The sequence below is a fragment of the Nostoc sp. TCL26-01 genome (assembly GCF_013393945.1).
Lineage (GTDB): Bacteria > Cyanobacteriota > Cyanobacteriia > Cyanobacteriales > Nostocaceae > Trichormus.
On record NZ_CP040297.1, the window covers coordinates 6,413,062 to 6,424,759 of the forward strand.

The window sequence follows — 11,698 nt, forward strand, 5'->3', positions numbered from 1 at the left end:
TAAACAGTTCGAGCCTCTGGGTGAGTTTACAAGAGTCACCCCGATAGCAGATATATTCCTACTGCCGTTAGACAAAACGATAGGCTGGAATCAAGTAGGCGATAAGCGAAGCTTAAGCCTTCGGCTATTGCAACAGTACTAAAGTTCTGAAAACCTGATTTTACTATCCCAATTCATCCCAAGATCGCTCTAACGGCTCAATTGGTATATCTGGATCAATCTCGATGATGGTGATTTTAGCATTCTCGACTACAAGATTGCCCATAACTGTATTTTGCAGTGCTTCAAACTTCGATTCTTCTTCAGCAATGCGTTCGTAGTGCAAAATTACATGGTAATGCTTGGCAATTGGTTCTCCAGAGTTTGATCGCTCTACTGTACGCCAATCTATATCTTGTTGTTCTTCTGCTATTTGGCGATACTCATCGGCTAGTTGTTCTAAGGCGATCGCAATCGCGTGTTCTTTGGTTTGACCGTAGGATTGTATATTTTCTTTAGGAGAATCGCTCAGAGACGATGATAACTGGCAAATATACTGTCCATTGTCTTGGGGTAGGAGTGCGATCGTAATAGTTCCAGTGATGTCGGGGTTCGCATCATTCATATTAACCGCGCTGGGAAATATTTAAAGGATATGCTTACGTTCAATTGTAAGCGATCGCTCTATTAGGCTGTTTCACGTTTGCGTTTTTCAATTTCGGCGATCGGTAGTAGTAGAGTTTCTTCGATTTCTTGGCGTACTTTTTCCCTAACATTGCAAACGCTATTTAGGCAATCAATTAAAAGTTTATTTGCATCATAGAAAATAATGCTTCAATGAATAAGCAAACTTACGTCCATCGTCTACAAACTCTCGTAATTTAATCAAGGCTGGAATTCGATGTGCTTGTAAATTGCCAGCATTACATTCCGTAACTATTCGCTGCAAATAAGTGGTCTTCCCTGAACCTGGTTTACCCACTACCATGAGATTTGTATTTTTCGCCAGCACTTCTAGCCCTGATACCCGTTGCAGTTTTCTGCCTAATACCAATTCACTAAAAATCTGATACAGATCCAAACACGGAAACCCTTGTAGAACAAGGCTTTCTTAATTTTGAATTTTGCGGAAAGTTCTGTAGGCGGGTTTCCCGCCGTAGGAACGCCACTTGCTATAAGCCGGGAAACCCGACGGCAGTTGCTACAAGTCGGCAAAGCCGCCCAATGCACTGCCTCTCCAACGCAGTGGCTCAACTTTTCAAGACGAATTTTGAATTGGTATAACTACGACGGGTACAGGAGATACGCCAATAATATTTGCTCAAATATTCAACAGCATATGTGCTTGGAAAGGCATTTTCTAGCTCCCATTTATCTGCGATTGACTAACTACTGCATCATGTCCATTGATTTCTTTGCCAGCTTGTAAGGACATTTTTTAAGCTTATTTTTAATGCGGTCATAGTCAATCATGCTGTTAGTATTGTGAGTATCTCCCAGCAAAATCGTGATAAATTCGTGATAATTCTCGATAGATTAATGCGGTTTGCTCTCAGATTTTGAGAAATAAATAACTATCAATTTACTTCTAGATGATCAAGAATGATAAAGCGATTAAGGTTATTTTTGTGCTTAAGTATTGCGCTTATTGTCTGTTTTATGATCTCATTGCAACTCATGGGGAAACTGGCAGCGCAACAGCCAGAAATTACTCATCCTCTGATGGCGTTGACAGAGGCAGAAATTAAGACAGCCGTTGCCGTAATTAAAAAGCAAAAATCTTTAAATGATCAGGCTACTTTTCCGATTATTACCTTAGCAGAACCAGATAAACAAGAAGTGCTGAGTTTTACATCAAGTAAGCCGTTTTTGCGTCAAGCTTTTTTGGTAGTGTATGAGCGAGCGCAAAATAAAACCTACGAAGGAGTTGTCAACCTCAAAACTCAACAACTAGCTTCCTGGAAAGAAATACCGAATGCTCAACCTGCCATGATGAACTCAGAGTATGAATTAGCTAGGCAAATAGTCAAATCTGATTCTCGATGGCAAGCAGCGATGCAAAAGCGAGGAATTGCAGATTTAGATCAAGTGCAGATTAGTTGCTGGGCTGCGGGAATTTTGAGTCAGGAGGAACAAGTCACAGGTAATCGTTATTGTCGAGCTTTATTGTATTACAAAGGCGATCGCTGGAATTATTACAGCAGTCCCATTGAAGGTGTACTGGCAACTGTGAATTTAAACACGGGTAAAGTTACTAGTTTAATTGATCACAAAGTAGTTCCGATCTCTCAAGCCAATTGGAACTATGATTTAGAGTCTTTAGGTAAACTCCTGTCACCACCAAAGCTGTTAAAAATCCTCCAACCAAACGGTAAAAGTTTTCACATCAAAGGTAATGAAATTACTTGGCAAGGTTGGAAGTTTCGCTACCTTATGCACCCCCGGAGTGGATTAGTGTTGTATCAAGTCAGATATCAAGATGGTGACAACGAGCGTCCAATTTTATACCGTGCCAGTCTATCAGAAATGGTAGTCCCTTATGGCGATCCTGATCCTACTTGGTCATTTAGAAATGCCTTTGATGTAGGGGAATATAACCTGGGTTTACTAGCCAGCACAATGGAGTTAGGTAAAGAAATCCCAGAGAATGGGGTGTTATTAGATGCGGTGTTTGCCAATGAGGAGGGGGAACCGTATAAAATGCCAGGAGTGGTGGGTATTTATGAGCGCGATCGCGGGATACTTTGGAAACACTATGAGTATAATACTCAACGTAATGATGTGCGACGCGATCGTGAGTTAGTTATTACAATCACTGCCGCAGTTGATAACTATGATTACGGACTTAACTGGATTTTCCATCAAGATGGCACTTTAGAAGTGCAAAACGAATTGACAGGTATTGTTTTGGCACAAGGAACGGCAGCAGAACAAGAACCTGAAAATAATTCCTATGGCAAATTACTCGCTAAAAATATATTTGGCGTAAATCACCAACATTTTTTCAACTATCGCTTAGATATGGATGTAGATGGGCAAGCAAATTCTGTCATGGAAATGAATGTTAACGGCTTGCCAATTAGTCAAAACAATCCTTTAGGAAATGCCATTGTTGTTGAAGATATTCCACTCAAAACCGAAAAAACGGCTGTGCGTGATCTGGATATGAAACACAGTCGAGAATGGATGATTACTAATGCAGATAAAAAGAATGCTTTAGGTGTTGCACCAGGATATATGTTAATGCCAGGAGGTAACACAATATTTTTCCCAGTAGAAGGTGCAAAAATTCGGCAAAAAGCCCAATTTGCTACACATCATGTTTGGGTAACTAAATATAAACCAGAAGAACTATATGCTGGCGGCGATTATCCCAATCAAGCAACATCAGGAGAGGGTTTACCTCAATATATAGCCGATGATGAATCTTTGACAAATCAAGATATTGTTTTATGGTACACCTTGGGTATTACTCACGTCCCTAAACCAGAAGATTGGCCTGTAATGCCTGTTCACCAAGTCGGATTTAAACTTTCTCCCAGAGGATTTTTTAGCCGCAATCCAGCTATTAATTTACCGTGAATTGATCGCTCGAACTGATGTCAAGTGAGGATTAATCAATATTAATCCTCGCTATTATCCGCAAAATTCACTTGTTCGTAAAGGTCACTCAATGCTATTTGAAAATCAACTGTTTGCAATGATATAATTTTAGCCTCACCTTCAATTTCAGTAAATGTCCATTGATTCTCAGCAGTTTTTACATATTGCATTACATGATGTTGATATTGATCAATTAAAATATATTCTTGGAATTGAGGAATAGAGCGATAATAAAGAAACTTATCGCCTTGGTCATAATTTTTAGTTGATTTAGATAAAACTTCAGAAATTAACATTGGATTCATCACAGTTGTAGTGCTAGTTCCGGTGTAAATAGGTTGTCCCTGAATCACCATCACATCGGGATAAGTATGCTGTTTATATCGAGGTATCCACAAACGCACATCACCAATGTAAACATCATAATTTTTCCGCCTTAAAGCAATTTTTAATGATGCCGCTAAATTCAAGGCAATTTTATTATGATTTGTAGTGCCACCCGTCATCGGGACAATTTCTCCATCACGGTATTCATTTTTGTATTCTGCTTTTTCTTCGAGTTCTAAATATTCTTCAGGTGTGTAATAACGTTTTTGTATTTTTAACTGCATACAATTACCCCTTATTCCTGTTTTTGAGTAAAAACGTAATAATATTCAATGTTAAATTTCACTAATACTTTCCATCGTACTCGCTTCAGAAGCTCAATGAGGGAGTGACGAGTGCTGAGTGAGGGAGTGAGGGAGTGAGGGACAACAAGAGAATCTATTGACTAATAACCAATGACTATTGACTATTGACTAACAATTAATAACAAAATTTGCTGAACTTTAAGATTCATATTATTTCCCCAATGCCAAACTGGGGAAATTTTAAGCTGAATCCTAATCAGAGAGTAGGTTACAGCGATCGCTATCTCTGTAAAATGGCAAAAACCCCCACTTCATCAAGGCTGCAAGTTTTGGGACAATCAATCAGAATCATATTCACTCATAAGCATCTATAGTTCCGTTCTGCTGAAACTCTGCATTATTTGAATTTACAAGGGAGAACACGATAATGAAATTGGCTTACTGGATGTATGCAGGCCCAGCACACATAGGCACTCTGCGAATTGCCAGTTCATTCAAAAACGTTCATGCTATCATGCACGCACCATTAGGCGATGATTATTTCAACGTCATGCGCTCCATGCTATCGCGGGAAAGGGACTTTACACCAGTAACTACCAGTGTCGTCGATCGCCACGTTTTATCCCGTGGTTCTCAAGAAAAAGTCGTTGATAACATCACCCGCAAAGACGCAGAGGAACACCCCGATTTAATTGTCTTAACTCCCACCTGTACCTCTAGCATTCTCCAAGAAGACTTACAAAACTTCGTGGAACGGGCGCAGTTGGAAGCAAAAGGGGATGTGCTGCTAGCCGATGTCAATCACTATCGCGCTAACGAACTGCAAGCAGCCGATCGCACTCTCCAGCAAATCGTCCAATATTATATTGAGAAAGCCCGGAAAAAAGGCGAACTACCAGCAGGTAAAACCGCCAACCCTTCCGTTAATATCATCGGGATTTCTACTCTTGGCTTCCACAATAACCATGACTGCACCGAACTCAAGCGACTCATGGCTGATTTGGGAATTGAGGTAAACGCCGTGATTCCGGAAGGGGCTTCCGTCCACGAACTCAAGAATATGCCTCAAGCTTGGTTTAACCTCGTACCTTACCGGGAACTGGGTTTAATGACAGCTAATTACCTAGAAACACAATTCGGCACACCATACGTAGATATTACCCCAATGGGTGTTGTCGAAACTGCCAGATGTATCCGTAAAATTCAGCAGGTAATTAACGCCCAAGGTGCTGATGTAGATTATGAAGAGTATATCAACGAGCAAACCTTGTATGTATCCCAAGCTGCTTGGTTCTCCCGTTCCATCGACTGTCAAAACCTGACTGGCAAAAAAGCCGTCGTCTTTGGTGACAACACCCACGCTGCCGCCCTTACCAAGATTTTGTCACGGGAAATGGGAATTCACGTTGTTTGGGCAGGAACATACTGCAAATATGATGCTGATTGGTTCCGGGAACAGGTAAGCGAATATTGCGATGAAGTGCTGATTACTGATGATCATGGCGCAATTGGGGATGCGATCGCTCGTGTTGAACCCTCAGCCATCTTCGGTACACAAATGGAACGCCACGTTGGTAAACGCTTGGATATTCCTTGCGGTGTAATTGCGTCACCCATCCATGTACAGAACTTCCCCATTGGTTACAAACCATTTGTCGGTTACGAAGGTACTAATCAAATTGCCGATTTAATCTACAATTCCTTCACTTTAGGTATGGAAGACCACCTCTTAGAAATATTTGGTGGACACGATACTAAGGAAGTAATTACTAAAGGTATTTCTGCCGAATCTGATTTGAATTGGACAAAAGATGGTCTAGCAGAATTGAACAAAATTCCTGGTTTTGTCAGAGGGAAAGTGAAGCGAAATACAGAAAAATTTGCGCGCGATCGCGGTTTCAAAGATATCTCGGCTGAAGTGCTATACGCTGCGAAGGAAGCTGTAGGTGCATAACTAAATTATCTATTTTGTGGGGTGGGCATCTTGCTCACCCAATTTACAGTTTTTTCACAAACAAATATTCCTGATATGGCATTGCTCCATCTGTCATATCGCGGATAGATTTGTGTTCATAACCATGTTTTTTATAAAAAGCATGAGCGCGAGTAAATCTTGTATCTGACCAAAGATGCACTTCTTGAATATAATTTTGATGACACCATTGGATAGCGGTATCGTGCATTTTTTGAGATAATTCTGAACCCCGATACTGTGATAATAAATAAAATCTTTTCAGGTAAGCAATTTTATTTAAATCATTTTCAGTATAAAATCTTGTTAACCAGTTTTTAGTAGCGGTTTTAATAGCAATTGAACCAATTATCTGTTCGCTATCTTCATTTGTTGTTTGTACCCAAAATTCACCAGTTTTTAAATAATTACCTTCAATATCGAGTAAATCACTATCAGCATCTTGGAGATATATAACATCACCATATTCTTGATATATTAAATCAATCATTTGAATAATTGATTTTTGATCATAAGGATGATAATTTCTCATAATTTGGCTTGAAAAGTGAATTTTCTAGATTATCCATTTTTATAATATACAAAAGTTAGGTTGCGTTATGCTTAAACTAATTACAATTCTCTATTTCTATGTAGTATCAATGTAATTATTACAACATTAATTACAGAAGTGAAATTTCTCCAAACACGCTAATCTGAGATTCCGTTGCTTGACATAGCCTGTGCTGGGAGACGTATATGTCCTTTGTACCTTTACACATTCATAGTGACTACAGTCTGCTTGATGGTGCAAGTCAGCTACCGGAGTTGATTGATCGGGCGATCGCTTTGGGGATGAAAGCGATCGCTGTCACTGATCATGGTGTGATGTATGGGGCTGTGGAACTGCTGAAAATCTGCCGTAATCATAATATTAAGCCCATCATTGGCAACGAAATGTATATCATTAACGGCGATATTGAGAAGCAAGAACGCCGTCCTAAATATCATCAAGTTGTTTTAGCCAAAAACAATAAAGGTTACAAAAATTTAGTTAAATTAACAACTATTTCCCATCTCCAAGGTGTCCAAGGTAAAGGCATTTTTTCTCGTCCTTGTATTAGTAAAGACTTACTGCAAAAATATCACGAAGATTTAATCGTCACTAGTGCTTGTTTGGGTGGAGAAATCCCCCAAGCAATCCTCAGTGGTAGACCAGATGCAGCGCGGAAAGTTGCCCAGTGGTATAAAGATGTATTTGGGGATGATTTTTATTTAGAAATTCAAGACCACGGTTCACAAGAAGACCGCATTGTCAATGTGGAAATAGTCAAAATTGCGCGGGAATTAAACATTAAAATTGTCGCTACCAATGACTCACATTTTATCTCTTGTTTTGATGTAGAAGCTCACGACGCTTTGCTGTGTATTCAAACAGGCAAGCTAATAGTAGAAGAAAATCGGATGCGTTATAGCGGTACAGAATATCTCAAATCAACAGAAGAGATGAAACTGCTATTTCGTGACCATTTAACCGATGATGTCATAGCGGAGGCGATCGCCACTACAGAAGAAGTAGCCGATAAGGTCGAGCCGTATCATATCATGGGTGAACCCCGCATCCCCAACTACCCCATACCCTCTGGTCATACTGCGGATACTTATGTAGAGGAGGTAGCTTGGCAAGGACTCTTAGAAAAGTTAAATCGTAAATCTCGTCACGAAGTCGATCCTGTATATAAAGAAAGGTTGGAATATGAATTAAAAATGTTGCAACAAATGGGTTTTTCCACCTACTTTTTAGTTGTGTGGGACTACATCAAATTTGCACGAGATAATAACATTCCTGTGGGGCCAGGTCGCGGTTCGGCGGCAGGTTCACTTGTGGCTTATACAATGGGAATTACGAATATTGATCCTGTACATCATGGTTTACTATTCGAGCGATTCTTAAACCCAGAACGCAAATCTATGCCTGATATCGATACAGATTTCTGTATTGAACAACGGGACAAAGTGATAGATTACGTCACAGAAAAATACGGTAAAGAAAGAGTTGCCCAAATTATTACCTTCAACCGTTTAACATCTAAAGCAGTTTTAAAAGATGTTGCCAGAGTGTTAAATATTCCCTATGGGGAAGCCGACAAAATGGCTAAATTAATTCCTGTAGTTCGGGGTAAACCAACCAAACTCAAGGTGATGATTTCGGATGCCACCCCAGAACCAGAATTTAAAGAAAAATATGACAATGACCCCAGAGTCCGCCATTGGCTAGATATGGCGATGCGAATTGAAGGGACTAACAAAACCTTTGGGGTTCACGCCGCAGGGGTGGTAATTTCTGCCGATCCTCTCGATGAAATCGTCCCCTTACAAAGAAATAATGACGGGTCGGTAATTACTCAATATTTCATGGAAGACTTGGAATCAATGGGTCTATTAAAAATGGACTTTTTGGGTTTGAAGAACTTAACCATGATTCAGAAAACCATAGATTTAATCGAAGAAAAGAGTGGATTTAGACTAGACCCTTATGAAATCACTAATCAAGAACGCAAAGCCCAAAAAATCCTAGCAAAAGGTGAATATAAAACTCTGCCCAAAGATGTGCAAAAGACTTACGAACTTTTAGAATCAGGTGAATTAGAAGGTATCTTTCAATTAGAATCATCAGGGATGAAGCAGATTGTCCGAGATTTGAAACCTTCTAATATCGAAGATATCTCTTCTATCTTGGCACTATATCGTCCAGGTCCTCTAGACGCAGGCTTAATTCCTAAATTTATTAATCGCAAACATGGACGAGAAGAAATTGATTATGAAAGCCAAATTTTAGAACCGATATTAAATGAAACCTATGGCATCATGGTCTATCAAGAGCAAATTATGAAAATTGCTCAAGATATGGCTGGTTATTCTCTGGGACAAGCTGACTTGCTGCGTCGGGCGATGGGGAAAAAGAAAGTTTCGGAAATGCAGAAACAGCAAGAAAAGTTTATTGATGGTTCCACAAAAAACGGTGTGAAAAAGCAAGTAGCAGAGAAGCTATTTGATGATATGCTGAAATTTGCTGAATATTGCCTAAGTTATGACACCGAAGTTTTGACTGTTGAATATGGCTTTTTACCGATTGGGGAAATTGTCGAAAAAGAGATTGTCTGCAACGTGTTTAGTGTTGACAAGAATGGTATTGTTTATACTCAACCAATCGCTCAGTGGCATAATCGCGGTCAACAAGAAGTATTTGAATATTGTTTAGCAGATGGTTCAGTCATTCGGGCAACAAAAGACCATAAATTTATGACTAACGATGGGCAAATGTTACCAATTGAAGAAATATTTATCCAAGGATTAGATTTGTTGCAAGTCAAAGGTTTACCGGAGTAATATCAACCCATGCAGCTACTTAACACAAACGAACAAGATTTTTCTCCCAGATTTCAAACACTAGTCAATAACCGCCGGGAAGCAACTGTTGATGTTAGTGGTACGGTGAGGGAGATTCTCGCTGATGTCAAAGTGCGTGGTGATGTAGCAGTTCAGGAATATACTCATCGTTTTGACCATTTCCAGACTGAGACTCTGCGGTTAAGTCCTAGCTTCATTGCTGCACAAGCAAGCAAGTGTCCAGCAGATGTCACAGCAGCTTTAGAACTAGCTGCTGAACGGATTGGCTCTTTTCATCAAAAACAACTACCCCAAGATATAGATTACACAGATCATGTAGATGTGAAACTGGGTTTAAATTGGGTTTCCTTGTCGCAAGTGGGAATTTATGTCCCTGGAGGACGTGCCAGTTATCCCAGTTCGGTGTTGATGAATGCCCTACCCGCTAAAATTGCCGGAGTGGAACGCATAGTTATGACAGTCCCTATGCCACGTGGGGAAATCAATCCCGCAGTTCTAGCAGCTGCTCAAATTGCTGGTGTGACGGAGATATATAGTATTGGTGGAGCGCAAGCCATAGCAGCCTTAGCTTATGGTACAGAAACCATCATCCCTGTGGATAAAATAGTCGGCCCTGGAAATGCTTACGTTGCCGAAGCCAAGCGTCAAGTATTTGGGACTGTAGGAATTGACAGTATTGCTGGCCCTTCCGAGATTTTAGTTGTGGCAGATAGTCAAAATAATCCAGAATGGATTGCCTGGGATTTGTTATCACAAGCTGAACATGATCCTAGCGCTCAATCTATCTTGATTACTGATTCAGAAGCTTTTGCCCAGCAAGTCATAGTAGCCGTTGAACAGGTTATTAACCAGCTATCCACTAAAGAAGTTGCTAGTAGCAGTTGGCAAAATCACGGTGCAGTGATTATTGTTAGCAACTTAGCTGAAAGTATCTCTTTACTGAACCAATTAGCGCCGGAACACGTAGAATTATGTGTGGATAATCCGCAGTTACTGGCTAGTCAAATTAAGTGTGCAGGTAGCATATTTCTGGGACGCTACACTCCAGAAGCCATTGGCGATTATTTAGGCGGCCCCAATCACGTCTTACCAACTTCCCGTTCGGCCCGGTTTGCTTCTGGTTTGAGTGTCTACGATTTTCTCAAACGTATCACTTATTTAGAGTGCAATCAAGCGGCATTGCAATCTATCGGGAAGGCCGCAGTCACTTTGGCACAGGCAGAAGGTTTACCAGCTCATGCAGGTAGTGTGGCGATACGGTTGTCGATGTAGAGATGGGGTGATGGGGAGACGTAGCATTGCTACGTCTCTACTGGTTTTGTTGCACAAATTGTCATAGCATACCTTCGGATTCCGCAAATTTGCGTAAGCGAGGTAAACACTGGCGTTGATAAAAACTACTTAATGTAGGAATTGCCAGCTTAAACTCTTCAGACAATTCTTTCCAACTCGCCTCTGGGGGTAAGCGTTTGAGAATTAATACCTGACAGTTAACATCAGGACGACCCTTAATACAAGTACTACGTAGTTCTCCAGTGGGATCAGTTTTGACCCACATTTCCAACTCTTCCAAAATTGGCGGTGTTTCTGGAGTAGCGGCTAGGTTCTCTACGGGATCAATCAAGTCACTGCTATCACCTGATTTAGATTGACGCACCCGCATGGGAACAGTGGTTGCTTGTTCTTTGTTTTGATTAAGGTAAAAGTCTTGTAATCTGCGTTTTAAATAAGCGTTTAACCAAGTAATCACACTCCCGTATGTAGGATCGTATTTTTGTCCCGTCAACCCTTCACAAATATTGCGACAAAAATATAGCCAAGTCTGTTGCAGCGCATCTTGATAATAGGGAGTGCTTTCCCTCCAAAGTTTTTTGGCACTCAAGCGAATGATTTGCGTGAGCAGCTTTTGACGCTGAGGACTTCCGGGTGGATTTCCGCAGGCTTGGGTAACTAAGTGGCGTAGCTGTTCATCGAATTCAACCATAATCATCTGAACGAAAAAAGCAAGAAAGCATTAGGAGCAGCAAGAATATATTAGTATTACCTGTTGTCATACTCCAGAGAATGCCTCTGTATCGTAATGTTATAGTAGGGAACAGGGAATAGGGAATAGGCAATAGGC

The 11,698-nt window shown here is 40.5% G+C and carries 10 protein-coding genes; 4 read left to right on the forward strand and 6 right to left on the reverse strand.

Annotation, left to right across the window (positions count from 1 at the left end; all coding sequences use genetic code 11):
* Nucleotides 1–163 precede the first annotated feature (163 nt).
* The 3 genes from FD725_RS27730 to FD725_RS27735 all read right to left on the reverse strand — a co-directional run bounded on the left by FD725_RS27730 (nt 164) and on the right by FD725_RS27735 (nt 1,060).
* Nucleotides 164–604 (reverse strand): hypothetical protein, encoded by a 441-nt coding sequence (locus FD725_RS27730; RefSeq protein WP_179051094.1) that lies wholly within the window; start codon nt 602–604, stop codon nt 164–166.
* A gap of 62 nt (nt 605–666) precedes the next feature.
* A complete protein-coding gene (locus tag FD725_RS33200; RefSeq protein WP_372726748.1) occupies nt 667–810 on the reverse strand; it encodes a hypothetical protein in 144 nt (47 codons plus the stop codon).
* On the reverse strand, nt 797–1,060 hold the full coding sequence (locus tag FD725_RS27735; RefSeq protein WP_179051095.1) for an NACHT domain-containing protein: 264 nt from the start codon (nt 1,058–1,060) through the stop codon (nt 797–799). The genes FD725_RS33200 and FD725_RS27735 overlap by 14 nt, the downstream gene beginning before the upstream one ends.
* A 521-nt stretch (nt 1,061–1,581) precedes the next feature.
* Between FD725_RS27735 and FD725_RS27740 the strand changes: the two genes are divergently transcribed.
* Nucleotides 1,582–3,561 carry a primary-amine oxidase gene (locus FD725_RS27740; RefSeq protein WP_179051096.1) on the forward strand — a complete coding sequence of 660 codons (1,980 nt, stop codon included), beginning with the start codon at nt 1,582–1,584 and terminating at the stop codon, nt 3,559–3,561.
* Between the two features lie 41 nt (nt 3,562–3,602).
* Here FD725_RS27740 and FD725_RS27745 read toward each other — a convergent pair whose 3' ends face one another.
* Nucleotides 3,603–4,193: a Uma2 family endonuclease gene (locus tag FD725_RS27745; RefSeq protein ID WP_179051097.1), complete on the reverse strand. Its 591-nt coding sequence runs from the start codon at nt 4,191–4,193 to the stop codon at nt 3,603–3,605.
* A 448-nt stretch (nt 4,194–4,641) separates the two neighbouring features.
* Here FD725_RS27745 and bchB point away from each other — a divergent pair, with 448 nt between their 5' ends.
* Nucleotides 4,642–6,168, forward strand: coding sequence for a ferredoxin:protochlorophyllide reductase (ATP-dependent) subunit B (gene bchB, locus FD725_RS27750; RefSeq protein WP_179051098.1), 1,527 nt, complete (start codon nt 4,642–4,644; stop codon nt 6,166–6,168).
* Nucleotides 6,169–6,211: 43 nt separating this feature from the next.
* On the opposite strand, the gene FD725_RS27755 is transcribed toward bchB, so the two are convergent.
* On the reverse strand, nt 6,212–6,718 hold the full coding sequence (locus FD725_RS27755) for a GNAT family N-acetyltransferase (protein ID WP_179051099.1): 507 nt from the start codon (nt 6,716–6,718) through the stop codon (nt 6,212–6,214).
* 206 nt (nt 6,719–6,924) lie between these two features.
* Here FD725_RS27755 and FD725_RS27760 point away from each other — a divergent pair, with 206 nt between their 5' ends.
* Together FD725_RS27760 and hisD are read left to right on the forward strand one after the other, a co-directional pair.
* Nucleotides 6,925–9,555, forward strand: coding sequence for a DNA polymerase III subunit alpha (locus FD725_RS27760; RefSeq protein ID WP_179051100.1), 2,631 nt, complete (start codon nt 6,925–6,927; stop codon nt 9,553–9,555).
* Between the two features lie 9 nt (nt 9,556–9,564).
* Nucleotides 9,565–10,848: a histidinol dehydrogenase gene (gene hisD, locus FD725_RS27765; protein ID WP_179051101.1), complete on the forward strand. Its 1,284-nt coding sequence runs from the start codon at nt 9,565–9,567 to the stop codon at nt 10,846–10,848.
* A 61-nt stretch (nt 10,849–10,909) separates the two neighbouring features.
* Here hisD and FD725_RS27770 read toward each other — a convergent pair whose 3' ends face one another.
* A complete protein-coding gene (locus FD725_RS27770) occupies nt 10,910–11,560 on the reverse strand; it encodes a sigma-70 family RNA polymerase sigma factor (protein ID WP_179051102.1) in 651 nt (216 codons plus the stop codon).
* Nucleotides 11,561–11,698: the final 138 nt, after the last annotated feature.

What these genes read in the sequence shown, in the direction of transcription:
- hisD (WP_179051101.1), top strand. Translation starts at nt 9,565, where the DNA reads ATGCAGCTACTTAACACAAACGAACAAGATTTTTCTCCCAGATTTCAA.
- bchB (WP_179051098.1), top strand. Translation starts at nt 4,642, where the DNA reads ATGAAATTGGCTTACTGGATGTATGCAGGCCCAGCACACATAGGCACT.
- FD725_RS27730 (WP_179051094.1), bottom strand. Translation starts at nt 604, where the DNA reads ATGAATGATGCGAACCCCGACATCACTGGAACTATTACGATCGCACTC.
- FD725_RS27760 (WP_179051100.1), top strand. Translation starts at nt 6,925, where the DNA reads ATGTCCTTTGTACCTTTACACATTCATAGTGACTACAGTCTGCTTGAT.
- FD725_RS27755 (WP_179051099.1), bottom strand. Translation starts at nt 6,718, where the DNA reads ATGAGAAATTATCATCCTTATGATCAAAAATCAATTATTCAAATGATT.
- FD725_RS27745 (WP_179051097.1), bottom strand. Translation starts at nt 4,193, where the DNA reads ATGCAGTTAAAAATACAAAAACGTTATTACACACCTGAAGAATATTTA.
- FD725_RS27740 (WP_179051096.1), top strand. Translation starts at nt 1,582, where the DNA reads ATGATAAAGCGATTAAGGTTATTTTTGTGCTTAAGTATTGCGCTTATT.
- FD725_RS27770 (WP_179051102.1), bottom strand. Translation starts at nt 11,560, where the DNA reads ATGGTTGAATTCGATGAACAGCTACGCCACTTAGTTACCCAAGCCTGC.